Source organism: Haloarcula amylolytica (assembly GCF_049705545.1).
GTDB classification, from domain to species: domain Archaea; phylum Halobacteriota; class Halobacteria; order Halobacteriales; family Haloarculaceae; genus Haloarcula; species Haloarcula amylolytica_B.
In genome coordinates, this window is record NZ_JBNAMU010000001.1 from 2,118,866 (window position 1) to 2,144,961 (window position 26,096).

The window sequence follows — 26,096 nt, forward strand, 5'->3', positions numbered from 1 at the left end:
TATGCCACTTGATGAAGACAAATACCCGGCTGAAACAGGCCGTCGTCGCTTCGTAAAGGGCGTCGTCGGGAGTGCGGCACTCTCCGGCGTCGGCGTCGGTGGCGCTGCAGCCGTCGACGCGACGACAGACGCTGCCGGCGAAGGTGGCGGGACGACCCCGTTCGTCGCTGTCGAAAATACCGCCGGACCGGCCCCGCGGGGAATGCCGATCATCCCGATCGAAATCGACGGTGGCGAGATCAGTGGGCTTTGGCCAGAGTACGACGAGAACGCCGGTGCGGCCGTTGCACCGGACTTCGGCGGGAGTGGCATCGACTACTCCTCGCAGTGGTTCCAGTACTGTGGTATCCAGAGCACCGCAGCTATCTACCCCCAATCCGACCGGAACAGCACGTTCCTCAACGACACTGGGACCTTCTCCTGGCAAGGGGAGTACGAGTCCGGCAAACCACTCACGGTCGACATGTTCGAAGACTATAAGGAATGGGGCAACGGCATCGGTGACCCCGGTGTCGGGAAGCCTGCGAGCGTCGTCTGGCGGACCAACAGCGAGGGTAAGAACGGCGCTCCGGTGCAGATAATCAGATCGGTCGAAGTCGAGAAGATGGCCAACGGCGAAGACGAGTACGCGGACCTTCCGGGAAGCGTTCAGTCGTTCGTCTCCGAGGCCACCGATCAGGGCTTCATCGCCTGGCTGAACAAATGCACACACTTCTGCTGTGTGCCCGGGTTCAAGACACAGGAGGGAAGCGCTAACTTCGCCGCAGCCAACGACATCTACTGTCAGTGCCACCAGTCCGTGTACGACCCGTTCAGTCCCGTGCAATCGACGTTCGTGGCGCTGCCACGCCCACCAAAAACGGAGTAACCAATGAGTCTCGAACGCAAAGACGAACACGACCACAAAGGCTGGATGGAATCGCGCGAGCTGACGCCGATAGAATCGGTGTACCTGACCGTGCTCATCTGGCTCGACAAGCGCCTGCGCGTCGTTGACTACCTGGAGATCCTCGAAGATCTCTACTACAAGGTCAACATGCAGATGCCGAAGAGCCACACGGAACAGTACAACCTCGACAACAAGTTCTGGTACTGGTATCCACTGTACGCACTCGGGTCGTTCTCGACAGTCGCGTACATCGTCGCCGCGATATCCGGCGCGCTGCTGGGCTTCTACTACGCACCGGCCGCCGCGGCTGCCGACGGGTCGCCGACGGTCGCGTATGACTCGGTGATGCTCATCATGGGCCAGCTCAACCTCGGTTACTTCCTGCGTTCGGTCCACCGCTGGGCCGCGCAGATTATGGTCGCCGCCGTGTTCCTTCACATGCTCCGCGTGTACTTCACCGGGGCCTACAAGGAGCCGCGCGAACTGAACTGGCTCATCGGCATCGTCCTGATTTCGCTGACGCTGGTGTTCGGGTACACCGGCTACCTGCTGCCGTGGAGCCAGCTCTCGTTCTGGGCCGGCCAGATCGGCGTCGAGATGTCCCTCTCCATCCCGCTTATCGGTGAGTGGGTCGCACAGCTGATGTTCGGCGGGTTCACGCTCTCGCAGGCTACGCTACAGCGCATGTACATCCTGCACGTGTTCTTCCTGCCGTTCATCACGACTGCTATCATCGCGGTCCACATCGGCATCGTCTGGATGCAGGGGATCGCTGAACCACACTAATACTATGAGCGACAACGACACAGACGACGTTCGCACGGACGGTTCCGGCACCGGTATCGTCTCGCCGGACGACGAGACTCCCGCGTGGTCCGAACGCAAGGAGCGGACCCAGGGGCTCTCCCGGCTGACCTACGAGTACTTCGAGCGGGCGCGCCGCGAGGACCAGGACCTTCGCCAGCAGTCGGACTACGTCGAGCGTGACGTGCTCGCGTTCCCGGCCTGGCCCCACGAGATGATGCGCAACATCGCGCTGACGTCCTTCTTCGTGGGCATGATCCTGTTCGTCTCGGCAACGCTGCCCCCGGAGATGCCGAACCCGGCGAACTCCAGTGTGACGCCGGCGATTATCCTGCCGGACTGGTATCTCTACTGGTCGTTCGGACTGCTCAAGCTCGGCCCGCTCAACCCCAACCTGAGCATCCTCGGCGGCTCGAAGCTCATGGCCGACCGAACCTACGGTGTGCTGGCAAACGTCGTGGTCGTCGGCTTCGTCGCGATCGTCCCCTTCCTGAACAAGGGGTCCGCCCGCCGTCCCGTCGAGCAGCCGTTCTGGGCTGCCGTCGGGATGTCCGGCGTCATCTTCAGCCTGACCATCGCCGCACTGTCCATCAAGAACCTCGTCCCGATGGACTCCCACCTGCTGTTCGACCTGACGTTCCTCGTCCCTATCGTCAGCGCGACCATCACCTACGCCGTGCTCAAGACGATGCGCGAGGGCTACATGTTCGACCTCAACCGTCGGTACTACCGGCTGCGGCCGCCGAAGTAACCCGATCGGTAGGTTTCTCCGTCGTTTCTCCTCTTGCTCGGTACCATCGCAAGCGTTGTGACCTCGTCTCGCCGCAGTAAAGTGGCTCCCGTCCCTAGTAATGACGATGACAGGGGACCAGTCAGCGGGGACTGAAGACGGTTCGGAGCGGCGGGACGTTGTGGTCCCGCTGCGCGTGTACAAGGCCGTGACGGTGTTTTCAACGCTGTTTGCGGTCGTCAGCGTCGTCGCCGGATTCATCCTCGTCGACGTGGCGACACAGCGGGCGTCAGCGCCCGCCTCGGAGATCGACGTTCCGGTCGGGATCGCCGGAATCGCGTGCATCCTCGCTGGCACAGTCGTCTACGCGTTCTCCACGCGCTTCCGTACCGAGGAAATGGGAAAGTCTAAAGACGACGCTACCTAACGTTCGGATAATGGCTGACGAGTTCATGAAGGGGTTCGCGTGCCTCATGGTCGGCGGACTGGGTTGGATGACCATCAAGGGCTGGTACAACACGCCGAGTTTCGAGGGGGCACAGCTCACCGGCGAACTTACTATCGAGGAACCGACCACGTTCGACCAGATCGCCCTGTTCATGGGCGACGCGTTCTTCTGGTTCGCGGTACTGGGCGCGCTGACCTTCTGGGTCGTGCTCCCACTGATCAGTGAACTCCAGACGTACCTCAACGAACGGTCGGCGTAACAGTACGTAGTAGCTGTTCTCTGAAGGCGAGATAGACGCCGCTCTCAGTTCGCAGTATGGTCGACTGGCGCACCGTCTTCGTCACGCACCTGGATCCCGCGTGAGCGAAGCGCCGCGGCGAATTTTGTTGGTGACACCCCGCTGTACGTAGCCGCCTCTTCGAGCGTGAGCGTTTCCCCGCGATACAGTGTCAGTGCCGTTGTGAGGGACCTGTGTGACATCTTCGTCTACAACGACACGAACGCCTTTGGAGTATTAAACTATTTCGGCCAGTTCTAGACTGATCGCTTGATATTGTTAGATTATACTACGCATACGTAGTCTTTTCTGAGGTAGAATTAGACAATAGCTGTAATAGCTCGTGTGATTTGCCGACCATACACGCGGCGCTACCGTCGCACGCCGCCAGCGGAGAAGTGAGTCGGAAAAACTGAGACCGTGTTCAGACGATGGCGCTCCAGGGTCCCTTGATGACCCAGAACAGGCTCTGGTAGCCCGCATACATGAACATCACGAGAGCGGCGACGATGGCTCCCTTCGGCCGTTCCAGTGGAATGTCACGGCGAGCTTCGACTTTTCGTGACTCGAACTCGAAGAAGTCGGTGATGACTGCGCCGAGCACGAGCACGGACAGGACCATCCCACCGTGGTGGTGGAGCGTCATGTAGAAAAACGACAGCACGACCAGTGCGATGTTGGTGAACGTGTGTGCCGGGTGGCGGCTGATCGCGTCCGCACCGTCGTTTTCGTACTGTTTGACGTGGCTTCTGTGGGCGAGCTGCCGGGTCAGGAAGTTGGCAACCACCACTCCGAAGATGATGTACTCGATGAGGAGCGCGCCACCGAGCGCAGGACTCCCCAGAATGGTATCCAGTGGCCCAAAGAGCGTTACGGATGGCTGCATATGCAAAGCTCTGTCCACCGTCCATTAGTGTCTTTCCAATCTCACTCGAATCTGGACTGACTCTCGTCGACCACGGCAGTCCGAACGGGGGACCCGAGCGAGATTGTGATGCTTTCCTGATAACTGACGGTCCGCGATACGCGGTTATCGACCAGCAACTCGACAGTCGCCTCGTCGCGCTCAATCGAGGCACTGAGTCCGGCGACCGGCAACACCCAGTGATCCGGGTCGGTCGCAAACGGCGCGATCGGTGCCACCACTGCCTGGTCCGATGGCGCCAGAATCGGGCCGCCGACGCGGTGGGCGTAGCCCGGTGAACCGGCGGTTGTCGCGATAACGACGCCGTCGGCCCGGAACTGGCCGATGCGGTCGGCCGTCGACGCGATAGTGAACTCGGAGATGCGGGCGGCGTCGGCGGTGACGAGGGTCACGTCCCAGAACGCCTGTTCGACCGAGCCGTCAGGCATCGTCACACGGAGGACGGGATGCGTCTCAACGCGGGCGTCCGAAAGCGCCGACACAGCGGCGACAGCGTCGTCTCTTGCTACGGACCGGACCCCCCGTCCAGCCGCGACCGGCAACACGAGCGGGTCACCGTCGGCCCGAGCCACGGCAGCGACGGCGTCCTCGCCGACGGCGACGACCCGGTCGGTCTTCGGAACTGCGCCGTCACCACCCCGCTCAACGGCCACGCCGGCGTCTCGAAGCACGTCTGCCAGGGCGTCGTCACCGACCACACCAACGGGGAGTCCCATCATCAGAACGTCCGGGCCGGTAGAAAAAAACCTGCCGCACTTCGCGCGGTCGCCCTCAAATATCGAGGCGACGGCGCGCGTATTCGACGAGAATCGGCATGTCGGAGAGGTGGGTTAGCTTCGCAATCGCCCGCCGGTCGCCGCCGTTAATCTGCCTGAGGGTGTCCTGTCCGGTGCTCCGGAGGTCATTCATCAGCTGATCGTACCGTTCGTTGGGGGCGAGATACAGCAGTTCCGTCATCATCAGGCGGGCGTTGTGTTTCGGAGCCACCTCGCTGTGCCAGAGTTGGTCGTAGACAGAGAGGTTCTTCGCCGAGGTATCGGGCTCCGCCGGCGTAAGCGCCGAATCCGCCGTCGCGGCGGCCGCGCGGGCCGACTTCATCCCTTTGTGGATTCCCTCGCCCCACAGCGGGTCGATGGTCGGGACGGTGTCGCCGATAGCCATGAAGTTGTCCGTGCTCATCGAATCGGGTGGCTGGATGTGGGCCGATCCGCGGTGGGCTTGCGTCCCCTCGATTCGCTCGGCGTCGTCGAATCTCGGGTCCGAATCGAGCCAGTACTCCAGGTAGTCGTCGATGCCCATCCCGTCTTTCGCGTACTTGTCGTGTGACTCGTTCTGGATGTAACAGAGGCCGACCTTCGCCGTGTCGTCGCCGGTATGGAAGATCCAGGAGTAGCCACCCGGGGCGAGGTCGTGGTCCAGGCGGAGCATCATCGCGTCCCGGAGGTCGGCGTAGTCATCGTGGTCGACCTCGACGCCCTCGAACTCGTACTCGACGCCGATAGCCTGGTGGTCGCGCTGGAGGTCACACACGTCGAGTTTCTTCGCCAGCGGTGCGGCAGGGCCGGTGGCGTCGATGACGATGTCGGCGTACACTTCCTCGTCGCCGTCGTAGCGGACGCCGACGATCTCACCGTTCTCCATGATGGGGGCCGAGACGCGGGCGTCAAAGCGGTAGGTCGCGCCCCGCTCCCGGCCCTCCGAGACGAGCCACTGTTTGAACTCCGCGAACTCCAGTACGGCCCCGGTCTGGTTGCGGACGTAGTGGTCGTTGGGGGACTCAAGCACGACGTTGTCCGTGTAGTTCATCACCACGTCATCGGGGATGGCAAAGCTCGTCATCGCCGACATGAACGTCCCGGCGGTGGACTTGTTGCTCTGACGCGGGAACCCGTCTTCGGACTCGGTTTCGAGAACGAGCACCTCGTAGTTACGCTCCGCTAGATCACGGGCACACTGCGCCCCTGCAGGCCCGGCTCCGGCTATCACCACGTCAAAGCGCTCGCGCATGGTTGTGGGTATTCCCTGTCGGTAATCAGTCTTTCCGAATACACCGACGGCGCTCTCGAAAGGGTAAAGACGGCCCCACTACCACCACGGGAACACCCGGGGCGATATACAATGGTTCTCAAGACAAGCGCGGGCGTGCTCGCGGACAGGCGGCGACTTCCCACGGCGCTACGGGCGGTGCTGGGCTACTACGCGGACACCGGTGTGTTCGACGCCGCCAGCCTCTCGCTGAAATCCGAGATCGACGACCGCACCGAATCGATGGTCGACGACGTGACCGACCGCATCGAGGACGCCCTCGAAGACGAGTTCGGCCGTCCGGTCGAGTTCTCCTACGACACGAAACTCATCCTGCCAGCACAGCTGACGCTCGGCTACGTCTACCGCAACGCCCGTCAGCAGGCGCCCGGTGATCCCGTCATCGACGCTATCGCCGACGGCGTTCCGACTGTCGACGAGACGGCGCTGGAACAGGGGCCGGCCCAGGACCTCGCGCCCCGCGAGATGGTCGTCCGCGCCGAGCAGATGACTCGCCTCTCCATCGAGGCGCTCATCGACGGCGACATGCGCGACGCCATCAACGACGACGAGTTCGAAGATTTCGAGGTTGACTTTGACGCGAGTGAAGCCGACCGGCGCCGCGTCGCCGAGGTCGCCCAGTCCGCGCTACAGTCCCACCTCGACGGCCTGTTGGAGGATATGCCGCCTGTTGTCGAGAACGCCTACCAGTGGGCCGTCGACTACAGCGAGGCCCATCAGGACCGCGACGGCTACTTCCGGGAGCTGATGACCGCGGCCGAGGATGGTGACGCCGATGCTCTGACCGATATCCGCGGGGAGTACAAGTTCGCCGAGTACGAGGAGGAGCCGGCGACACTCACCGAGACAGAGAAGGAACTCCCCTACAGCAAGACCCAGTACGCGCGCGTCGGTGTCCTCTACGACGGCATGCTCGACCTCTATCGACTGGCCGGCCTCGACATCGACGACGAGTTCGCGAAGGCCATCGTCCTCGCCATCATCGGCGCGCAGGTGTGGCTCGACGACGTGGACGACTACGGCGACGACCGCGCGGAGGGGCAACTGACACCCGTCACCGCTGAATACCTGCTCGCGCCAGACGACGAAGCCGCCTATCGGCGCGTCGTCGACGTGACCGAACAGTACCTCGATCTGGCGAAGACGTACGCGACGGCCGCCGATTCGCCACTGACCGGCGTCGCTGTCGAGTACATCTATCGCTCGGGCGACCCGGACGTGCTGCCTGGCAAGCCAGAGTAGGGCCACGATCGACAGCGATCCGACACAAGCGCCAGAGTTTATATCCCGCCGCCCGCACCGAGGTTTGAATGCTTCACTCGTGGGTGGGCAGGGTCGCTGCTATCTGTGGATTGCTGGCTGTGCTGTTCGCGCTCATGGTCGGCCTCGGAGCGCCCGCGCCCGACCCCGCAGTGGGTGACTACGCCGACGGGAATGCGCTGGCTCAGGACCCCGACAACCACGTCGGCGACTACGTCCAGGTGACCGGCACAGTCGTTGGGACCCAGCCCGTCGAAATAGACCTCGGGTACGACTACACTGCCGACGGCGAGCGCCACAGCGGGACGCTCACAGTCACGGTCCGGAATGTCGACACAGCCGTCGCCGAGGGCCAATCGCTGCAGGTGTATGGCACGTTCGGTCCGGACGGGACCATCACCGCGGAGAACAGCGTGAGCGTGCCGGCGATGAACTACACCGCGATGTACCTCGTGTCCGCGCTCGCCGGCCTGTGGACACTCGGGCGGCTGATCTGTGGCTGGCGGCTGGATTTGCAGACAGGCGCACTGTGCCGGCGTGACGAGCCACTCACGCCGAGACAGGCACTCTTCGACAGGGTACGGGAGGTGCGTGCCTGATGCCGGACCTGCTGTCACACGCTTTCATCGCCTTCACCCTCTGTACCCTCCTCTCACTCCGGTTCGACTGGCTCACCGGCGAGTACGTCACCGTGGGGATGGCCGGCGCGTTCATCCCGGACATGGCGAAAATCAAGCTCCTCGTAGACTCCGCGACCGTCGAGGCGGCGCTGGGGGTCCCGTTCGACTGGCTTGGCGTCCACACGCTCGGCGGCGCGTTCGTCGCCGTCCTCGTGGGCACGGTCGTCGCGGACCGCCGGGACCGGCGGCGCGTGTTCGGCCTGTTGTCGCTCGGGGCCGCCAGCCACCTGTTCGCCGACGCCCTCCTGCTGAAAGCCTCCGGACAGTCTTACGAGGTGCTGTGGCCGCTGACGCGGTCCCACCCGCCGACGCCGGGGCTGTACCTGAGCACGGACGTCTGGCTCGCCGGCGTCACCGGAGCCGTCGCGGTGGCGGTCTCCCTCGCAGTGCAGTACAGGACGTAGGCGAGTCAGCGCTTCCCCAGCGCCGTCTCGAACACGCGCTGTGCGCGCTCGTAGGCGGCGTTCCGGTCGACGATCGGATGTGGGTACTCGGGGGCTAAGTCCTCGCGTTCGCTGTCCGAGAGCGTCGGCCAGTCGACGATTTTCGCCGCCGGAACGCCGCGCAGTTCCGGCACGTACTCGGTGACGTAGTCGGCCCCGCTGTCGTACTTGCTCATCTGTGCGACCGGGTCGAAGATGCGCACGTCCACCGAGTCCGTCCCGGTCGAGGCCGTCCACTGCCAGCTAGCGGCGTTGTTGGCGGGGTCGTGGTCGACCAACCGCTTCCGGAAGTGTCGCGCCCCCTCGCGCCAGTCGACGAGGAGGTGCTTCGTGAGGAAGGAAGCGACGTTCTGGCGCGGGCGGTTGTGGATGTACCCCTCCCGTTCGAGCTGGCGCATCCCCGCGTCGACCAGCGGATACCCCGTCTCGCCGCGCTTCCAGGCCTCGAAGTCGTCCGCGTCGTTCTCCCACTCGATGGGCTTCGGGAACGTCTTGTAGTTCTCCGATAGCAGCGTCGGATTGTAGTACAGCAGATGGTAGCTCTGTTCGCGCCAGGAGAGTTCGTAGCGGTACTTCTGGATATTCCGCTGCGCGTCACCGGTAGCCTCGGTGTGTCGTTCGGACGCGCCGCGCCACATCTCGCGGATGCCGATCATCCCCGCGGCGAGATACGGCGACATGCGCGAGACGGCGCTGGTCGGCCGCTCGACGGCGGCCCGCATGTCGTCGCGGGTGTCGTTGTAGGTCTCGGCACCGTCGGCGAGAAAGCTTTCGTACCGCTCTCGCGCGCCCTCGTATCCGGGCGTCGGCAGGTCGATGTTCGTATCGATGATCGGGGCGGTCGTCGGGTCCGACACATCGACGAGCGAGTCTGAGTCCGGACTCCCGACCGGCGGTAGCTTGTGGTGGGCCTGCCAGTCGTCGTAGAAGCGGCTGTGGTTCTCGTACTCGCGGTCAAGTCCGGCCGGGTCGACCAGCACGAGGTCGGTCAGCGATTTCGTCGAGAGCGCGTCGTCGACGCGGCGTTGGCGGTTGCGTCGCGCGGGACGGTAATGCTCGTTGTAGTACACGCGGTCAGCGTTGTACTCTTCGATGACGTCCGAAAGCACATCGACAGCGGCCCCCTTCCTGACTAGCAAGTCCCCACCGTGGTCCCGATAGGCCTGTTTCAGCGCTCGCACACCGGCCAGCAGGAACGCCCGCTGGCGCTTCCCGACGCTTGCCAGCAGGTCTGTGTCGATAACGTACACCGGCAGCACTTCGTCGTCCGCAGCGGCGGCAGTCAATCCCCGGTTGTCCGGTATCCGGAGGTCCCGCTGGTGCCAGAAGACGTGCATACCTTTCATTGGGGATACCTGCATATGGGTCCGAACCCGATTCTATTGTGTGTGGGAATCAAGGCCACAGCACAGTCTGTGATCGGGACACTGAGACCGCTACGCGGGCTTGTGGACGAGGTAGCAGTACTGCGTGAAACTGAAAAAGGTCTCCCCGCGGGCCGCCTGTTCTCGGAGGTCATCGGCCCAGGCCTGTGCCGCTGTTGGCCCGATAGCTTCGTGGTCGGCCGCGTAGTTTTCGATAAACGCCATGAGGTGGGCCGCGAAAGTGTCGTCGAGGCTGGTGTTGACGATGGCGTTCGGTTCGACCCGGTCAATCGTCAGTCCGGCCCCGCGGAGATGCGGGGCGAGGTGGGAGCCCAGCCGTGGGTGCGGGCAGTGATCGTCGAAGGCATCGAGAACGCGCGCCATTCGCTCGGGGCTGGGGCTGCGCCACACCAGCGAGGAAAAGTCGGCGTCACAGACGACGGCTGTCCCGCCGGGCCGCAGAACTCGGGCCAGTTCCGAAACAGCCGAAGCAACTGTTTCGAGGTACTCGAACACCTGCACCGCAACGGCCGCGTCAGCCGATTCGTCGGCCACTGGGAGGGCATCGGCGTTTCCCTGTGATAGGGTCACCTGCGGTAGCGGGGCACAGCGCGCTCGGGAGAGTTCGAGCATCGCCTTGCTCCGGTCGATACCGTGAACATGTCCCGCATTGCCGACCGCCCAGCCGATCTCCGCCGGCTCAAAGCCCGGCCCACAGCCGATAGAGAGAACCTCGTCGCCCGGCTCGGGCGCGAACAGGTCCCGGACTCGCTCCCGGCGCGCCACCGCTGCCGGCGTTCTATATATCGCTTCCTCTTGCCGGGCTTCCGCTTCGTCGTAGTCGAGTGTTCCGCCCATCCCCGTACACTGTTCGCTCAGATGTCATAAATGAAACCATTCGGTAGCGGTGCACTCGACTCAACTCGGCCCCGGGATCTAATACTGAGAAAACGTCGCTGTCAGCGGTCAAGACGCAACCGCAAGCATACGGCGGCCGCAGGCCGCCGTTTCACGACTTCGCGGCGTCGCCGCGAAGTCGCGTTTTTCGCCACCGGGAGAGCAGAGCTCTCCCGAGCCTTGCTTCGCTTCGCTCAGCAAGACCACGTTTTTCGAGAAGTGGTACGCACGCCGCGTCGCGGCGTACGAACCTGACGAAAAAAGGTGGTCTAGTAGAACTCGCGGACGAGGTCCATCGCGCCCTCGGGCGCGCCGTCGGGGATCTCGGCCATCGAGCCTTCGACGCCTTCGCGTTCCTCGAAGGGGACGGAGTCCTCGTCCTGGTAGAGGACGCCCATGTACTCCTTCTCGCTTTCGAGGATCTTGTCCTTGGCCTGGTCGCGGTCGGACGGGTCGTGGTCGGTCTCGTCGAGGTCGACGATGGCGTCGCGGAAGTAGTCGTAGGTGTCCACGTCGTTGAACGTCACACACGGCGAGTAGACGTTGACGAAGCCGAAGCCGTCGTGTTCGACGGCCTGCTTGACGATCTCGGCGTGGCGCTGTGCGTTCGAGGAGAACGACTGCGCGATGAACGTGGCACCGGAGGCCAGCGCCAGCGCCTTCGGGTTGACCGGCGGCTGGTTCGGGCCGTCGGGCGACGTGGAGGTCTCGAAGTCCTCGCGCGAGGTCGGCGAGGCCTGCCCCTTCGTCAGCCCGTAGATGCGGTTGTCCATCACGACGTAGCTCATGTCGACGTTCCGGCGGACAGCGTGGATGAAGTGGCCGGCACCGATGGAGTACCCGTCGCCGTCGCCGCCCGAGACCATCACTTCGAGGTCCGGGTTGGCCATCTTCACGCCGATGCCCACCGGCAGGGCGCGGCCGTGGACGCCGTGGAGCGCGTAGCTGTGCATGTACGTCCCGATCTTGCCGGAACAGCCGATACCGGCGACGATGAAGGTGTTGTCCGGGTCGTTGCCCGTCTCCGCCAGCGCCTTCATCATGCCGTTCATCGTCCCGAAGTCACCGCAGCCGGGACACCAGGTCGGTTGCTTGTCGGATTTGAAGTCTGTGAAGCGAACGTCGGAACTCATTGTGTTGCCTCCGCGGGTGTGTCAAGCGTTTGCTTGATCTCTGTCGCCAGTTCGTCTGCCTTGAACCGCACGCCGTTGTACTTGTTGATGCGCTGGACCCGTTCGAGGACGTCGTGTTCGATGACGTCCGCGAACTGTCCCGTGGCGTTACATTCGACGACGATGACGTCATCGGCGGCCTCTATCTCCGCTGAGAGGTCCGGTCGCGGGAAGATGTACGGTACCGAGAGGAACCGCACGTCGTAGCCGTCCTCCTCCAGCAGCGTCAGCCCCTCGCGCAGCGCTCCCTCGTTGGAACCCCAGGAGATGACGAGCGTGTCGGCGTCGGGGTCGCCGAACTCGCGGTAGTCGAAGTCCTCCTCTTCGCGGGCGGTCTCGACTTTCCGCTGACGCTTGTCGACCTGCTCGATACGGACCTCGGTGTCCTCGGTCCGGCGACCGAGTTCGTCGTGTTCGAGGCCGGTCGTCATGTGCGCGCCGTCGGCCGTCCCGGGGAACGCACGCGGCGAGACGCCGTCGGCGGCGGCGAAGTGGGCCTGGAAGCGGCCCTTCTCGTCCAGCCACGCGTCGACATCGTCCTCGTCGACGACCTTCCCGCGCTCGACCTCGACCTCGTCCATGTCGAAGGTCTCGGGGGAGAACGTCTGTTCGGTGACGGCCATCGCGAGGTCCGAGACGAGGAACACGGGCGTCTGGTACTTCTCGGCGAGGTTGAACGCCTCGACAGTCTTCCAGAAACACTCCGAGACGGTGGTCGGTGCGACGACGAACCGCGGAATCTCGCCGTGGCCGCCGTACAGCGTCATGTTGAGGTCGCCCTGCTCCTGTTTGGTCGGCATTCCGGTCGAGGGACCGGAGCGCATCACGTCACAGATGACCAGCGGCGTCTCGCTGGTGGCGACAAGCCCGAACGTCTCGGTCATCAGGTCGATGCCCGGGCCGGACGTGGCGGTCATGGCTCGGGCACCGGCGCGGGCCGCGCCAAGCGCCATGTTGATAGCGGACAGTTCGTCCTCGGCCTGGACGACCTTGCCGCCGAACTGGTCGACGCGGCCGGTCATGTACTCCATCACGTCCGTCGCGGGGGTGATGGGGTAGCCGGCGTAGAAGCGACAGCCGGCAGCGATAGCGCCCATGCCGATGGCTTCGTCACCGTTCAGCAGGACGTAGTCTTCGTCGGTCGTCTCCATGTCGTAGTCGAACTCGCCGTACTCCTCCTGGACGTAGTGCTGGCCCTTCCGGGCGGCTTCCTTGTTGTTCTCGACGATGGCCTCGCCCTTGTCGCCGAAGCGCTTTTCGAGGCTCTCGTCGAGGTTCTCGATGGGGAAGCCGGTGACCTCACACGCCGCGCCCAGCGCGACGACGTTGAGCATGATGGCCCCACCAGCGTCCTCGGCGAGCCGTTTCAGCGGTACTTCGAGCGCCGTCGCGTCGCCGGGAACTTCAACGTCCTGCATCGTCGAGCGCTCGCCGTCGTAGATGATGACGGAGTCCTCGTGGAGCTCGTCCTCGTTCTCGTGGATCGTGCGCTCGGTGAGTGCGATCAGGATGTCCAGGCGGTCAACGACACTCTCGACCCGGTCGACTGACGTCCGTACCTTGTAGGCAGTGTACCCGCCGCGGATGCGGGAGGCGAAGTCCTTTGAGGTGAAGACGTGTCGACCAGCCCGGGAGAGTGCCTGCGCGAAAATCTTGCCGGTGGAGTCGATTCCATCGCCGGCTTCACCGCCGATGGCCCAGTTCAGGTCCTCTGGCATTATATCGCACGGGTAGCCAGCGTGGTAGGAAAAGCCTTCCGTAACCGCCCGCGTGCGGGCAACTCGTTTCCGAGTGAATACCGGTAGAATTCGTATGCAAACGACCGATGTTTCCTGTATCCCGGACCCCGCCGGCTGTCCTTTCAGCATGCCAGAACGTGTGGCGACCGTAACCCCCTTGGCCGGTCACGGCAACTCCCGAGTATGGACGAACGCGTGCTCGACGTGGTGGGCGTCCGAGACGTCGGACCAGACACCGTGGCGATTGATTTCGAGACACCGGACGCATTCGACGCACAGCCAGGTCAGTTCGTCAAACTGACACTGACCGTTGACGGGGAGGACATCTCGCGGTTCTACACCATCTCCTCGCCGACGGTGGAAGAGGCGTTCGAGATCACCGTCGGCATCGACCCCGACGGCGAGTTGGCCCCCCAACTCGGCGCGCTCGAAGCGGGTGACGGCGTCCGTATCGCTGGGCCGTTCGGTTCGGATTACTACGAGGGCGAGAGCCGCGTTGTCGTCCTCGCCGGCGGTCCTGGTGTCGGCCCGGCGGTCGGTATCGCCGAGCGTGCGCTGGACGACGGCAACGAGGCTGCTGTCGTGTATCAGGACGATGCGCCGGTCCACGAGGACCGACTGGACGCGCTTCGGGATGCTGGAGCGCTTATTTCAGTCATCGACAGCGACGAATCGCTCGTCGAGCCAGTGGCCGAGGCCGTCGAGGACGGCGGCCAGGTGTTCATCTACGGCTTCGCGGACTTCCTCGATGCCGCCACGGAAGCGCTCGAAACCGCCGGTGTCAGCACCGACGACGCGAAGGTCGAGAACTTCGGGTAGGGCGGCCGACCGCCGTTGGAGCGGCGTCTCGCCGACAGGTCGTGACTCCGGTAACAGACTGTTGATGGTTGTGTTAGCGCTCGTCGCCAGCGTCCGCCGCCCGGACGGTCATCACCGGAACCGGCGAGGTACGGACGAGTTTCTCCGCAACGCTGCCGAGGAGGTAGCGGTCGATGCCGGTGCGACCGTGGGTTCCGATGACGACGAGGTCGGCATCGGCGTCTTCGATGGCGTCGAGGATAGCTCGATAGGGAATGCCGTGAGAGACGGCTGTCTCGACGGCCTCGACGCCCATCCCGGAAAGCCGGTCGGCCGCATTCTCAACGGCATCCGTCGCGACTGACTCCAGTTCGTCGACGATAACGGTGGACCCGACATCGATGCCCAGTGACCGCGTGTCCACGACCGAGACGAGATGGACTGTCGCGTCGGTCTCGCTGGCGAGCGCGCCCGTCGGCTCGATGGCTGCCTCCGCGCCGCTACTGCCGTCGGTCGGTAGCAGAATGTCGTCGAACGAGACGGTCCCCGGCTCGGCGTCGGCTTTGACAGAGAGGACAGGCACATCGGCGAGGCGGACGACCTTTTCCGTGACGCTGCCGAGCAGGAACCGCCGGACGCCAGTGCGGCCGTGAGTCCCCATGACGATGAGGTCGATATCGGTCTCGTCGGCGTAGTCGAGAACCTCGTCGTGGACGACCCCCTCGCGGACGGCGGGGGTGACGGACAGGCCAGCGGTGTCGACGTGGTCGGCCTGCGACTCGATGAAGGCTTCTGCCGGAGAGTCGTCGTCGTAGTCCCAGTCGTCCGTGGGACCGTGCTCGTCTACGACCGAGAGGACGTGGATGGCTGCGTCGTGAGTGCTGGCAAGCGTCGCGGCGACCTCGAACGCGCGCTCGGAGCCGGGGCTTCCGTCGGTCGGAACGAGGATACTGTCGAACATCGGGTGTCGCTATTTACCGCCGACGGTGATAAATTATCGTGGCTGAGACAGAAACAGAATGGGAGAGCACCACTCCGGCGTCGTGAGAGTAGAACAAAGCCTATAACAGTCGGATGCGAACTCCTCCCATGCGCGAGGCAAGTCGGACGACGCGCCAGCGCATCGCTGACCAACTACGCGACGAGGCGATGGCCGCCGGGACAATCGCGAACACGTTCGAAATACAGACGAGCGACGCGCTCACACACGTAGAACACATCGCGAAGTCCCTGGACTCGACCGACGAAGAGCTTCTCGTTGCCCCACCGGAGTGTGAGGAGTGTGGCTTCACGGACTTCGACGACCTGACAAACCGACCGAGCCGGTGTCCGGAGTGTAAATGCGAGGCCGTCTCGGAGCCGGCGTACCGAATAAGCTGAGGCCGGGCGATAGCGGGTCCCGTCCGCCTAGTTCCCTGAGAAGCCGATGCGACCGCGCGAGGAGCGGTCGTGGTCGCCCGAAGGCCCCTGGTTTTCAAACTCGTAACGCTCGTCGGTAAGATAGACGACGCCGTCCTCGGTGGTGATCGAGACTTCCTCCAGAACCGCTCCCTCGCAGGGGCCGTAGTTGCACAGCCCCGAATCTGATTCGAACGTCGCCCCGTGTTTCTCACACACTAGTTCCCCGTTACGAACTGTCGCCCCACTGCCCTTGTCGAGCCGGACGTCCGTCCAGTGGGGACAGTAGTTCTCGAACGCGACGACGGCGTCGGACAACTCGACGATAATCGCTTCCTTCGTGTCGAAGCCGTCGCGAACAGTGAACAGAAAGGTGCCGTCGTCAGGCACTTCATCCAGCGCGACAATACGGCTGTCCTCATCCATGCTACGCAGTTGTACGGGAATCAGGCGTTTCAAACCGGCGTTTTCAGCGTGGCCTCGTTCGAATCGGGGGGTGTCCGATCAGTAGTGCCGCTCCTCGATTCGCTCGTCGAACAGTCGCTGAAGGAGTTTTGTCATCGGTCCGGTGCCAACGGAGATGCCATCGACGGTCGCAATGGGGCGGATCTCCCAGGTCGAGTTAGTGAGAAACGCCTCGTCGGCGTCACGCAGGGCATCGAGCGAGTAGTGGCCGGTCTCGACGGGGAACTCCTCGCCGCGAGCGATGTCCATCACCGCGTCGCGGGTGACTCCCGGCAGTAGGTCGAGGTCCGTACTCGGCGTCCGGAGGCCGTTGTCCGTGACGAAAAAGAGGTTGCTCGTCGCTCCCTCGGCCAGATTGCCGTCCATGTCCCGGATGAGACACTCGTCGGCGGGCTCGCCGCCCGCGGCGGCCTTTCGGAGTTCGAGGCGGCCGAGAATCCCGTTGAGGTAGTTGTGGGTCTTCGCGTCCGCCGGGACGGCCTCGCCCGGAATCCGCCGGGTCCGGACCGTCTGGACCGACGCTGGCTCGTCCCAGACGCGCTCGCCGTCCAGCCCGCCCCTCGGGAGCCCCTTGCAGATGACGACGACCGTCGGGTCGACGTCGGCTCCGGGGGTGAGCTTCCCGGGCTGGACGCCCCGCGTGACCGACAGCCGGACGTACGCCTCGTCGAGATCGTTGGCCGCGAGCGTCTCGTCGACGCGCTCCCGGAGGTCATCGGGCACGGCGTCGGCAAACCCCAGCGTCTCGGCCGTCCGCTGGAGGCGCTCGCGGTGGGCGTCCCACCGGAACGGCTCGCCGCCGTAGGCCCGGAGCGTTTCGAACGCCGCGTCGCCGTACATGAACCCGCGGTCGCGCACTGACACCGTCGCCTCGTCTTCGGGGACGAGCGCCCCGTCTACGTGGTATTGCATAGGAGACAGAAGTTCTCGATCATGGTCTTGCCGTGGTCGGTCAGAATGCTTTCGGGATGGAACTGGACGCCGATGTGCGGGCGGTCGCTGTGGCGGACGCCCATGACGACCCGGGACTCGTCCGTGCCCTCGGTGGTGGCAGGTTCGGGCGATCCTGCCGTCGCAGCGGCGTTCTTGGAGCCGTCGTCGCTGACGGTGTACGCCGTCTCGGTCAGCACGTCGGGGAGGTCCTCGCGGTCGACCGCGAGCGAGTGGTACCGACCCACCTCGACGGGGTCCGGCAGGTCCTCGAACACGCCGGTGCCGTCGTGGGTAACCGACGATGATTTGCCGTGGACGACTGCCTCGGCGTGACCGACGGGCGCGCCGTTGGCCGCACACAGCGCCTGATGACCGAGACAGACGCCCAGCGTCGGGTAGTCCAGCTCCTCGAAGATCGGCATCGAGACGCCGGCGTCCTCGGGCGTCCCCGGCCCCGGCGAGACGACGATTCCGTCGGGGTCCATCTTTTCGACGCCCTCAACGTCGATGGCGTCGTTGCGCCGGACGATCACGTCGTCCTCGGTCCCGCCGAGCCGGAGCACCACCTCACCGACGTACTGGACGAGGTTGTACGCGAAGGAGTCGTAGTTGTCGACGACGAGCACGGTCGGAGCCAGCGAGTCTGTCGCCGGGCCATCCCCGGCGTTGTTGCCGATATCGCCGCTGCCCCCGCTGCCACGACGGCCGCTCATTGCTGCTCCTCCATCGCCAGGTCGACACGCTTCCCGAGCGCCTCGTCGACGGCGTTGACCAGCGCGCGGCCCTTGTCCAGCGTCTCCTGGTACTCGCTGTCCGGGTCCGAATCGTGAACGATGCCCGCGCCGACACGGAGGTGGTACTCCTCGGCGTACCGGACGAGGGTCCTGATGACGATGTTCAGCGTCGCGCGGCCGTCGAAGCCGAACAGGCCGATAGAGCCGGTGTAGGGTCCCCGCCGGGTCGCCTCCACCTCGTCGATGATCTCCATCGTCCGGGGTTTGGGCGCGCCGGTGATGGTCCCGCCGGGGAACACCGCGGCGATGGCGTCTTCCAGGGTCGCGCCGTCGCGGAGCCGTCCCTCGACGACCGAGACGAGGTGCATCACCTCGGAGTAGCGGTCGACGCGCCGGTAATCAGACACCTCGACGCTGCCGAACTCGCTGACTTTCCCGAGGTCGTTGCGCTCCAGATCGACGAGCATCGCGTGTTCGGCCCGCTCCTTCTCGTCGTCGAGCAGGTCCGCCTCCAGTCGGTCGTCGGACTCGGGCGTCTCGCCCCGCGGGCGGGTGCCGGCGATGGGTTCGGTCTCGATCCGGTCGCCCTCGCGGTGCAGGAGGAGTTCCGGGCTGGCACTGACGAGGTCGACACCGGGGAACTCGAGCAGAGCGGAGTACGGCGCTGGATTCACCGTTCGAAGCGCGTCGAAGGCCTCGACCGGATGGACCGCCGCAGGTGCGTGGAGGCGCTGCGAGACGTTCGCCTGGAACGTGTCGCCGTCGCGGATGTACTGCTTCACTGTTCGGACCCGCTCGGCGAAGTCTTCGCGCGTGCAGTCGCTCTCGAAGGTCGCTTCGTCGGTCTCGATCCGCGGTTCGTCGACGTCGGGGTCGCCCTGCACCGCCGCCCGGGCCAGGTCCAGGGCGTGTTGCTTGCCGAACTCGTAGGCCAGTTCGGGCGTCTCGAAGTCGCCGACCCGTGGACAGGCCGTCACGCGCAGCGTCACCGACTCACCGCGGGGTTCTTTCCAGGCGGCGAAGCGGTCGTAGCGGGCCACCTGCAGGTTCGGGAGCGCGCGGTCGGCGTCGGCGCTATCGGGCAGTGACTCCAGTTCCCGCGCCACGTCGTAGGAGAGCCACCCGACGGCTCCGCAAGGATACGGCACGTCACAGTCACCCCGGACCAGTTGCTCTCCGTCGAGGAACTCGGTCAGCGCGGCGAGAGTTCCGCCCTCTCTCGGATCGACCTCGCGGAAGTCCGCCGGGGCCGTCCCGAAATAGCCCCAGCCCGACTGGCCGCCGGTGGTCGCCAGATACACGCCGCCAGTCTCGTCGCGCGCCCGGCGGTACGCGAGAAACGGGTCCTCGACGGTCACCGTGACCTCGACGGGGACGCGGGCCCCCGGGGGCGCGCCGGCTACGAGGTCCGTGAACGCGGTCCGGTCGGTCTCGACCGATGGCATTACAGAACGAAAGCACTGCGGCGACTAATTCCCTTGCGGTTCGGCGAGTCCGCGGCACCGCCGTCCGGCACTCGAAAAGACGGGGGTCAGTGGTCCTGGGCCCGCTCGATCCAGCCCGAAACGCGGCTCTCGGAAAGGTCGGTGTCCGCGGCGATGTCGGCCGCATCCGCGGCGGCCAGTTCGCCCACGGTCTCGATACCGATATCGGCGAGCCGGTCGGCGTAGGCGGGACCGATGCCCTTGATATCCGTAACGGGGGCGGTGCTCCCTTCGTCATCGGTTTCGGCCGGTTCCTCGTCGGATTCGGCCGGCTCCTCGTCGGTCTCGGCCGATTCCGCAGCAGTCGAGACATCCGAATCGCTGTCCTCGTCGTCGACCGCTGTTTCTGGTTCGGCCTCCGTGGTAGAATCATCGGTCGCAGATGCCGATTCGTCGTCAGTCGTAGTCGGCGACGCCGCAGTCTCCAGGTCGTCCGCCTGAGTGGATGTATCACTCCCATCCCCCGATTCGGTACCGGCCCCGTCCGCGGTGTCGGACGTGTGGGCCTCAGTAGTCGTCGCGGTGTTCGTCCCCTTGACAGCGTCTTCGTCTTCAGTAGAGGGCTCTCGCTCGACGGTCACGTCCACGTCGCGATTGGTTCCCGACGTGGATGACCCAGTCCCATCAAGCCCGAGAGCGGATTTCAATTTCTGAAGCAGACCCATACGTGAACGTATTTATCCACAACACAAATCTCTTGCTGGTGGCAGTTTCGCTACAGGTGCTCGCGCAATTGCCTGTTCATCCGGTCTATGGGCGCCTCTTCGCCGGTCCAGCGTTCAAACGCTTCAACCCCCTGATACAGGAGCATCCACGCGCCGTCGACCGTCGTCGCGCCCGCGGCCGCCGCGTCCTGTAGCAGACGGGTCTCGACCGGCGTGTACACCGCATCGAGCACCGCGAGATCGCTGTGTAGCGCGTCAGCGGGGACTGGCGTTTCGTCTTCTTCCATACCCACGCTGGTGCAGTTGACGAGGATAGCAGCGTCCGCAAGCAGATCAGGGAGTGAGTCGAGCCCGTGGCCGGTCGCGTCCGGGACCTCATCAGCGAGCCCGACGGCTTTCGATTCGGTGCGGTTCGCGATCCGGACTGACAGCCCCTCGTCGGCGAGGCCGAACGCGACCGCTCGCCCCGCGCCGCCGGCACCGACGACGACCGCCGTGCCGGCCAGCGACACGTCGTGGTGTTCCAGCGCTCGGACTGCGCCGACAGCGTCGGTGTTGTAGCCCGTCGGCGTCCCACCCGCGAAATCGACGGTGTTGACCGCGCCGATGCGCTCGGCGAGCGGCGTGGGATCGACGGCGTCGAGCACGTCCTGCTTGAACGGGATGGTAACGTTGAGGCCGTCAACCCCGAGCGTCTCTGCCGCTTCGATGGCTTCGGCACCGGCGGCAGCCGCCGGTTCGAACGTGACATAACGCGCGTCGAGCCCCAGTGCCTCGTAGCCCGCCTCGTGCATCGGCGGCGACAGCGAGTGCCCGACCGGGTTTCCGATGAGTCCGTAAACGTCCATATCAACGCCAGCGCGCCCCGGTCGTATGAACGCCACGCTCTCGCGCGGGCGCCCGGTCGACGGTTTCGCAAGCTTTTCAGCCGGACCCAGCCACGTCTCTTATAGTGAGTCGTTTTCGCCATCCACTGATGCAGGTCGCAGTCGCGCTCGCCCTGACTGTCGGCTGGATTTATCTGTTTCTTTCCAGTACCGCGGTGGGAAACGTGACCACCGTCGCCGTCAGCGGGATCGCCGTCCTCGGAGCGTCGTTCCTCCTGGCGTGGGGTGCTGAAACGGCCGAGAAAGACGTACCGAGAGCGTTCGCTATCGCCGTGCTCGCTGTTCTCGCAGTCGCCCCCGAGTACGCCGTCGACGCCCTGTACGCCTGGAACGCCGGGGCGGGTGGCGCGACGACGGAAGCCTGTAGCCAGTTCACGGCGGCGGAAATCGAGTCCGCGGCAGGAGGGCTAGCTCGCGCCTGCCACGACGCCAACCTGGCGATTGCGAACATGACCGGCGCGAACCGCATCCTCATCGGCATCGGCTGGGCCGGTATCGCCGTGTTCACCGTCTGGCGCGCCGCGAAAACGCAGGACCCCGCAGTACAGAAACGCGACGGGTTCCTGAAAGACGCCGTCCAGTTGGACACCGACATCGCAACTGAAATCTCCTTCCTCTTCCTGGCGACGCTGTGGGCGTTTCTCGTTCCCTTCGGCGGCGGTATCGGTATCTTCGATACGCTGTTCCTGGTCGGCCTCTACGTCGCGTACATCGGCCTCGTCCTCAAGTCCGACATCGAACACAGCGAGCACACCGTCGGCGTCCCGAAGTACTTCCAGGAGTGGTCGCTGCCGTGGCGGCCGCTGGTCGTGCTGGTGCTGTTTGGTTATTCCGGCGCGATTATTTTCACGGCCGTCGAGCCGTTCGCGCACGGCCTCGAAGAGATCGGCGTCGCGAACGGTATCCCCGAGTTCTTCATGATCCAGTGGGTCGCCCCGCTGGCCAGCGAATCGCCCGAACTCATCGTCGTCGCCGTGCTGGTCAACAAGGCCCGGTCGACCGCCGGGTTCAACGCCCTCATCTCCTCGAAGCTCAATCAGTGGACCCTGCTCATCGGGACCATCGCAGTGGTGTACTCCATCGCGCTCGGCGGGTACGGCGTCCTGCCGTTCGACGCCAGACAGGGCGCGGAGATCTGGATTACGGCGGCCCAGTCCTTCTTCGCGCTCGCCATTCTGGTCAACTTCGAGATCAGTATCCGCGAAGCGGTCGGGCTGTTCGCGCTGTTCATCTCGCAGGTAATTCTGGAGTTCGCCATCATCAGGGACCTCGTCGCCCTGCCGATATCGAGTCACGATCTCCTGCTGGCGTACACGGGATTGTACATCGCCCTTGGGGCTGGACTGTTCGTCCGACGCCACGAGGCGCTGAAACACCTGTTCGGGCTGGCCGGTGACGCCGTCCGGACCGCAATGGGTCGTGAACCGACCCACCCGGAGAACGCTGACTGATGCTTGGAATCGTTGTCTCGCACGCTGACGCGGCATCGACCCACATCGGCGAGCACCTGCGCTCCCTGCGGGACTGGGAAACAAGCGTCGACGAGACGCGATCTGATGCCGAGGGCGGCGGTACGGTGTACCGAACTGACAGCGTGGAGCTCCGCGAGTTCGAGGCGTTACATCTGGATATCGAAGCCGCCGCCGAGGCCTTCGACGAACCGGACCTGCTGGTGTTCGCGTCGAAACACGCCGGCGAGACCGACGAACTCCTGACGGCTCACCACACCGGGAACTTCGGCGTCGCGGAGTTCGGCGGCGAAGACGGCCAGTTCGCGCGCGCCTGTCCCGGCGCACACAAGGCCGTAGTTTCGGCGCTCCAGCGCCACGCCCCGCCGGAATACGAGGTCGGCATGGAGTGTACCCACCACGGCCCGACGGAGGTCGGTGTGCCATCGATGTTCGTCGAGGTCGGCAGCGGAGAGCCACAGTGGGAGGACCCTGACGCCGCCGAGGCCGCCGCCAGAGCCATACTGGACCTCGCCGACGAACCAGCCGACAAGCCGCGGGAGAACGGGACGCGCCGCCACCTCCTCGGCGTCGGCGGCGGCCACTACGCTCCGCGATTCGAGCGGGTCGTCCGCGAGACGGACTGGGCAGTGGGTCACATCGCCGCCAACTGGTCGTTAGACGCCCTGGAAGAGTGGGCCGACAGCGACGAGGAGCACGACGCCGTTCTCGAACGCGCTTTCCGAGCCAGCGCGGCTGACTACGCCCTCATGGAGGGCGACCGGCCGGACCTCCAGGCGGCCATCGAGTCGCTGGGCCACCGCGTCGTCAGCGAGACGTTCGTTCAGGAGACGACCGGTGTCGACCTGGGCCTCGTCGAGGCGCTGGAAGACGCTGTCAGGTCGGTCGACGACGGTCTCAGGTTTGGGGAGCTTGCACCCGGGTACGACGGCGAGTGGACGGTGCTCGACCTTCCGGATGAATTGATATCCGACGTGCGCGGCGTCGATAGCGAGGCACTGCGTGAGACTATCGAACGCCAGTCCATCGCGTACGCGACCGAACAAAACGGAACTGTCCTCACCGGGCCGATTGTCTGTCCGGCGACGACAGGCTTAGAAGCGATCATCGACCCACTCGTCGAAATTCTCGAACGCCGCTTCGACAGCGTCGAGCGAAACGCGGACGAACTCCTCGCCCGCGAGACGGCGTTCGACCCGGACCTCGCGCGAACTGCTGGCATCCCGGAAGGACCGAAGTTCGGGAAACTCGCCTCGGGCGAGTCAGTCGAGATCGACGGGGAAGAGATCGACCCGGAGCGGTTCCAGCGCGAGCGTATACGTCGATATACGCTGTGAACACTGGCGTGTCAGCCGTCGAAACTGGGACTCAACACGTCAGACGAGCGTCAGACACAGGGGGAAAACTAATAACTATTCGTCTGCAAGGACGCTTTAAATTATGGATTCGATAATTGACGACGCTATCGACGAGGCAGAACAAGACGGGGAGGACGCGGCTGGCGGAACTGTCGACGAAACGACATCGACGCCGTCTCAGGACATGTCCACGTCCGGGACGATGTCCGACGAGGAACTGGCAAGCGTCGTCAAGGACCTGGAAACGAAGATCACGGTCGTCGGCTGTGGCGGCGCCGGCGGGAACACGGTCACCCGGATGATGGAGGAGGGCATCCACGGGGCCAAACTCGTCGCCGCAAACACCGACGCGCAACACCTTGCTGACGAAGTGTCTGCCGACACCAAGATTCTCATCGGCCGCAAGCGCACCGGCGGCCGCGGGGCCGGCTCGGTCCCGAAAATCGGTGAGGAGGCTGCCCAGGAGGACATCGAGGACATCCAGCAGTCCATCGACGGCTCGGACATGGTGTTCGTCACCGCGGGTCTGGGCGGCGGAACCGGGACCGGCGCGGCCCCGGTCGTCGCACAGGCCGCACAGGAAGCCGGCGCACTCACCATCTCTATCGTGACGATCCCGTTCACCGCTGAGGGTGAGCGCCGCCGTGCAAACGCCGACGCCGGCCTCGAACGGCTCCGTTCGGTTTCGGATACGGTCATCGTCGTGCCGAACGACCGTCTGCTGGACTACGCCCCCAGCATGCCGCTGCAGGACGCCTTCAAGATCTGCGACCGCGTGCTGATGCGCTCGGTCAAGGGCATGACCGAACTGATCACCAAGCCCGGCCTCGTCAACGTGGACTTCGCCGACGTTCGGACCATCATGGAGAACGGCGGCGTCGCGATGATCGGCCTCGGCGAATCCGACTCCGAGAACAAAGCCCAGGACTCCATCCGCTCGGCGCTCCGCTCGCCGCTACTTGACGTGGAGTTCGACGGTGCGAACTCCGCGCTCGTCAACGTCGTCGGCGGCCCCGACATGAGCATCGAGGAAGCCGAGGGCGTCGTCGAGGAGATCTACGACCGCATCGACCCCGACGCCCGCATCATCTGGGGCGCGTCCGTCAACAACGAGTTCGAGGGCAAGATGGAGACGATGATCGTCGTCACCGGCGTCGAGAGCCCGCAGATCTACGGCCAGAGCGAGGCCGAACAGGAGAAGGCCGCCCAGCAACTCGGCGAAGACATCGACTACGTCGACTGACGACTCGGGTTGCCTGCGGTCGAACTCGAGCCGACCTAATTCTCGAACAGAGTCGTTGCTTACCAGCGGTGTTACACCGGAGACGAAGCGGCGCGTCCGTTCCGACGGTTTGCCGGGCAGATCACACCGTTTCGATACAGTGTGCAAACCTCTCCGTGAGGGGACCGGACTCGTCGCCGCGCACCACAATATAGAAAAGCCACCAGTGGGTACGACCCGCTATGGACGTTCCATACGATCTCACCTCCTACATCCGCGTACTCAAACTGGCGAGTACGCCGTCGTGGGAGGAGTTCTCCCAGATCGCGAAAATCGCCGGCGCGGGCATCGCGCTGGTCGGACTGCTCGGGTTCATCATCTTCGCCGTGATGACCTTCATCCCTGGCAGCAAGCCGGTGTAAACCGATGGGGATCTACGCAGTCAAAACCACGGCCAGCCAGGAACGCACCGTCGCGGACATGATCATCTCCCGCGAGGAAGACGAGATTCACGCCGCGCTCGCGCCGGATTCGCTCACCAGCTACGTGATGGTGGAAGCCGACGACGCCGCGGTGTTCGACCGCATCCTCGACGAGATCCCCCACGCTAACGGCGTCGTGCAGGGGGAGTCCTCGATGGCGGAAGTCGAGCACTTCCTCTCGCCGAAACCGGACGTGGAAGGCATCGCGGAGGGCGACATCGTCGAACTCATCGCCGGCCCGTTCAAGGGCGAGAAGGCGCAGGTCCAGCGCATCGACGAGGGCAAGGACCAGGTCACTGTGGAGCTGTACGAGGCGACGGTTCCGATTCCGGTTACCGTGCGCGGTGACCAGATTCGGGTTCTTGATTCAGAAGAGCGATAAAAGGAATCCGGCGGCGACGCCGCCGGTTCACGGGCCCGAACGGCGTGAGGGCCCGCTTTTTCGCCCACGTTTTTCAAGGAGTGGTGCGCGAACGCAGTGAGCGCATCCGACGCAAAAAAGGTGGAGCAGTAGGAGGCAACGGTCC

30 protein-coding genes are annotated in these 26,096 nt (G+C 64.5%); 15 read left to right on the forward strand and 15 right to left on the reverse strand.

The window, feature by feature from the left end; genetic code table 11:
- The first annotated feature begins 1 nt into the window (after window position 1).
- The 5 genes from ACOZ4H_RS11120 to ACOZ4H_RS11140 all read left to right on the forward strand — a co-directional run bounded on the left by ACOZ4H_RS11120 (window position 2) and on the right by ACOZ4H_RS11140 (window position 3,130).
- A complete protein-coding gene (locus ACOZ4H_RS11120; RefSeq protein WP_424329340.1) occupies window positions 2-868 on the forward strand; it encodes a ubiquinol-cytochrome c reductase iron-sulfur subunit in 867 nt (288 codons plus the stop codon).
- A 3-nt stretch (window positions 869-871) separates the two neighbouring features.
- Window positions 872-1,675 carry a cytochrome b gene (locus ACOZ4H_RS11125; RefSeq protein ID WP_004961742.1) on the forward strand — a complete coding sequence of 268 codons (804 nt, stop codon included), beginning with the start codon at window positions 872-874 and terminating at the stop codon, window positions 1,673-1,675.
- Between the two features lie 4 nt (window positions 1,676-1,679).
- Window positions 1,680-2,444 (forward strand): cytochrome bc complex cytochrome b subunit, encoded by a 765-nt coding sequence (locus ACOZ4H_RS11130; RefSeq protein WP_424329341.1) that lies wholly within the window; start codon window positions 1,680-1,682, stop codon window positions 2,442-2,444.
- Window positions 2,445-2,550: 106 nt separating this feature from the next.
- Window positions 2,551-2,850: a DUF7315 family membrane protein gene (locus ACOZ4H_RS11135; RefSeq protein WP_004592916.1), complete on the forward strand. Its 300-nt coding sequence runs from the start codon at window positions 2,551-2,553 to the stop codon at window positions 2,848-2,850.
- Window positions 2,851-2,860: 10 nt separating this feature from the next.
- Window positions 2,861-3,130: a DUF7314 family protein gene (locus ACOZ4H_RS11140; RefSeq protein ID WP_151099315.1), complete on the forward strand. Its 270-nt coding sequence runs from the start codon at window positions 2,861-2,863 to the stop codon at window positions 3,128-3,130.
- Window positions 3,131-3,174: 44 nt separating this feature from the next.
- Here the strand turns inward: ACOZ4H_RS11140 and ACOZ4H_RS11145 are convergent, their stop codons facing one another.
- From ACOZ4H_RS11145 to ACOZ4H_RS11160, 4 genes are all read right to left on the reverse strand, one after another.
- Complete coding sequence (locus ACOZ4H_RS11145) at window positions 3,175-3,351, reverse strand: DUF7317 family protein (protein WP_129755103.1); 177 nt, start codon at window positions 3,349-3,351, stop codon at window positions 3,175-3,177.
- A 221-nt stretch (window positions 3,352-3,572) separates the two neighbouring features.
- A complete protein-coding gene (locus tag ACOZ4H_RS11150; protein WP_424329342.1) occupies window positions 3,573-4,034 on the reverse strand; it encodes a DUF7313 family protein in 462 nt (153 codons plus the stop codon).
- A 41-nt stretch (window positions 4,035-4,075) separates the two neighbouring features.
- A complete protein-coding gene (locus ACOZ4H_RS11155) occupies window positions 4,076-4,789 on the reverse strand; it encodes an ATP-NAD kinase (protein ID WP_424329343.1) in 714 nt (237 codons plus the stop codon).
- Window positions 4,790-4,844: 55 nt separating this feature from the next.
- Window positions 4,845-6,080, reverse strand: a complete 1,236-nt coding sequence (locus tag ACOZ4H_RS11160) for a digeranylgeranylglycerophospholipid reductase (RefSeq protein WP_424329344.1) — start codon at window positions 6,078-6,080, stop codon at window positions 4,845-4,847.
- Between the two features lie 111 nt (window positions 6,081-6,191).
- Between ACOZ4H_RS11160 and ACOZ4H_RS11165 the strand changes: the two genes are divergently transcribed.
- The 3 genes from ACOZ4H_RS11165 (at window position 6,192) to ACOZ4H_RS11175 (ending at window position 8,463) form a co-directional block, all read left to right on the forward strand.
- Window positions 6,192-7,361: a hypothetical protein gene (locus tag ACOZ4H_RS11165; protein WP_424329345.1), complete on the forward strand. Its 1,170-nt coding sequence runs from the start codon at window positions 6,192-6,194 to the stop codon at window positions 7,359-7,361.
- Between the two features lie 68 nt (window positions 7,362-7,429).
- Window positions 7,430-7,978 (forward strand): hypothetical protein, encoded by a 549-nt coding sequence (locus tag ACOZ4H_RS11170; RefSeq protein ID WP_424329346.1) that lies wholly within the window; start codon window positions 7,430-7,432, stop codon window positions 7,976-7,978.
- Complete coding sequence (locus ACOZ4H_RS11175) at window positions 7,978-8,463, forward strand: metal-dependent hydrolase (RefSeq protein WP_424329347.1); 486 nt, start codon at window positions 7,978-7,980, stop codon at window positions 8,461-8,463. The genes ACOZ4H_RS11170 and ACOZ4H_RS11175 overlap by 1 nt, the downstream gene beginning before the upstream one ends.
- 5 nt (window positions 8,464-8,468) lie before the next feature.
- On the opposite strand, the gene ACOZ4H_RS11180 is transcribed toward ACOZ4H_RS11175, so the two are convergent.
- The 4 genes from ACOZ4H_RS11180 to ACOZ4H_RS11195 form a co-directional block, all read right to left on the reverse strand.
- Complete coding sequence (locus ACOZ4H_RS11180) at window positions 8,469-9,839, reverse strand: cryptochrome/photolyase family protein (protein WP_424330362.1); 1,371 nt, start codon at window positions 9,837-9,839, stop codon at window positions 8,469-8,471.
- Window positions 9,840-9,938: 99 nt separating this feature from the next.
- A complete protein-coding gene (locus tag ACOZ4H_RS11185) occupies window positions 9,939-10,724 on the reverse strand; it encodes a methyltransferase domain-containing protein (protein ID WP_424329348.1) in 786 nt (261 codons plus the stop codon).
- Window positions 10,725-11,032: 308 nt separating this feature from the next.
- On the reverse strand, window positions 11,033-11,896 hold the full coding sequence (locus ACOZ4H_RS11190) for a 2-oxoacid:ferredoxin oxidoreductase subunit beta (protein ID WP_014040224.1): 864 nt from the start codon (window positions 11,894-11,896) through the stop codon (window positions 11,033-11,035).
- Window positions 11,893-13,653 (reverse strand): 2-oxoacid:acceptor oxidoreductase subunit alpha, encoded by a 1,761-nt coding sequence (locus ACOZ4H_RS11195; RefSeq protein ID WP_424329349.1) that lies wholly within the window; start codon window positions 13,651-13,653, stop codon window positions 11,893-11,895. Before ACOZ4H_RS11195 ends, ACOZ4H_RS11190 begins: the two co-directional genes overlap by 4 nt.
- Before the next feature lie 204 nt (window positions 13,654-13,857).
- Here ACOZ4H_RS11195 and ACOZ4H_RS11200 point away from each other — a divergent pair, with 204 nt between their 5' ends.
- Window positions 13,858-14,493 (forward strand): FAD-dependent oxidoreductase, encoded by a 636-nt coding sequence (locus ACOZ4H_RS11200; protein ID WP_424329350.1) that lies wholly within the window; start codon window positions 13,858-13,860, stop codon window positions 14,491-14,493.
- Between the two features lie 73 nt (window positions 14,494-14,566).
- Here ACOZ4H_RS11200 and ACOZ4H_RS11205 read toward each other — a convergent pair whose 3' ends face one another.
- On the reverse strand, window positions 14,567-15,433 hold the full coding sequence (locus tag ACOZ4H_RS11205; RefSeq protein WP_424329351.1) for a universal stress protein: 867 nt from the start codon (window positions 15,431-15,433) through the stop codon (window positions 14,567-14,569).
- 128 nt (window positions 15,434-15,561) lie between these two features.
- Here ACOZ4H_RS11205 and ACOZ4H_RS11210 point away from each other — a divergent pair, with 128 nt between their 5' ends.
- Complete coding sequence (locus ACOZ4H_RS11210; protein WP_424329352.1) at window positions 15,562-15,852, forward strand: transcriptional regulator; 291 nt, start codon at window positions 15,562-15,564, stop codon at window positions 15,850-15,852.
- Between the two features lie 27 nt (window positions 15,853-15,879).
- Here ACOZ4H_RS11210 and ACOZ4H_RS11215 read toward each other — a convergent pair whose 3' ends face one another.
- The 6 genes from ACOZ4H_RS11215 to ACOZ4H_RS11240 form a co-directional block, all read right to left on the reverse strand.
- Window positions 15,880-16,296: a Rieske (2Fe-2S) protein gene (locus tag ACOZ4H_RS11215; protein WP_424329353.1), complete on the reverse strand. Its 417-nt coding sequence runs from the start codon at window positions 16,294-16,296 to the stop codon at window positions 15,880-15,882.
- 78 nt (window positions 16,297-16,374) lie between these two features.
- Window positions 16,375-17,247 carry an aminotransferase class IV gene (locus tag ACOZ4H_RS11220; RefSeq protein ID WP_424329354.1) on the reverse strand — a complete coding sequence of 291 codons (873 nt, stop codon included), beginning with the start codon at window positions 17,245-17,247 and terminating at the stop codon, window positions 16,375-16,377.
- Window positions 17,232-17,981, reverse strand: coding sequence for an anthranilate synthase component II (locus tag ACOZ4H_RS11225; RefSeq protein ID WP_424329355.1), 750 nt, complete (start codon window positions 17,979-17,981; stop codon window positions 17,232-17,234). Before ACOZ4H_RS11225 ends, ACOZ4H_RS11220 begins: the two co-directional genes overlap by 16 nt.
- Window positions 17,978-19,447 carry an aminodeoxychorismate synthase, component I gene (gene pabB / locus ACOZ4H_RS11230; RefSeq protein ID WP_424329356.1) on the reverse strand — a complete coding sequence of 490 codons (1,470 nt, stop codon included), beginning with the start codon at window positions 19,445-19,447 and terminating at the stop codon, window positions 17,978-17,980. The genes ACOZ4H_RS11225 and pabB overlap by 4 nt, the downstream gene beginning before the upstream one ends.
- Before the next feature lie 86 nt (window positions 19,448-19,533).
- Window positions 19,534-20,151 carry a helix-hairpin-helix domain-containing protein gene (locus ACOZ4H_RS11235; protein ID WP_424329357.1) on the reverse strand — a complete coding sequence of 206 codons (618 nt, stop codon included), beginning with the start codon at window positions 20,149-20,151 and terminating at the stop codon, window positions 19,534-19,536.
- Window positions 20,152-20,201: 50 nt separating this feature from the next.
- Complete coding sequence (locus tag ACOZ4H_RS11240; protein WP_424329358.1) at window positions 20,202-20,999, reverse strand: shikimate dehydrogenase; 798 nt, start codon at window positions 20,997-20,999, stop codon at window positions 20,202-20,204.
- 128 nt (window positions 21,000-21,127) lie between these two features.
- Between ACOZ4H_RS11240 and ACOZ4H_RS11245 the strand changes: the two genes are divergently transcribed.
- The 5 genes from ACOZ4H_RS11245 to ACOZ4H_RS11265 all read left to right on the forward strand — a co-directional run bounded on the left by ACOZ4H_RS11245 (window position 21,128) and on the right by ACOZ4H_RS11265 (window position 25,951).
- Entirely contained in the window at window positions 21,128-22,489 is a 1,362-nt protein-coding gene (locus tag ACOZ4H_RS11245) for a sodium:calcium antiporter (RefSeq protein WP_424329359.1), read from the forward strand.
- A complete protein-coding gene (locus ACOZ4H_RS11250) occupies window positions 22,489-23,844 on the forward strand; it encodes a D-aminoacyl-tRNA deacylase (RefSeq protein ID WP_424329360.1) in 1,356 nt (451 codons plus the stop codon). Before ACOZ4H_RS11245 ends, ACOZ4H_RS11250 begins: the two co-directional genes overlap by 1 nt.
- A 103-nt stretch (window positions 23,845-23,947) precedes the next feature.
- Entirely contained in the window at window positions 23,948-25,108 is a 1,161-nt protein-coding gene (gene ftsZ, locus ACOZ4H_RS11255; protein ID WP_424329361.1) for a cell division protein FtsZ, read from the forward strand.
- Window positions 25,109-25,329: 221 nt separating this feature from the next.
- Complete coding sequence (locus ACOZ4H_RS11260) at window positions 25,330-25,509, forward strand: protein translocase SEC61 complex subunit gamma (RefSeq protein WP_004592944.1); 180 nt, start codon at window positions 25,330-25,332, stop codon at window positions 25,507-25,509.
- A gap of 4 nt (window positions 25,510-25,513) precedes the next feature.
- On the forward strand, window positions 25,514-25,951 hold the full coding sequence (locus ACOZ4H_RS11265; protein WP_053968046.1) for a transcription elongation factor Spt5: 438 nt from the start codon (window positions 25,514-25,516) through the stop codon (window positions 25,949-25,951).
- Window positions 25,952-26,096 lie beyond the last annotated feature (145 nt).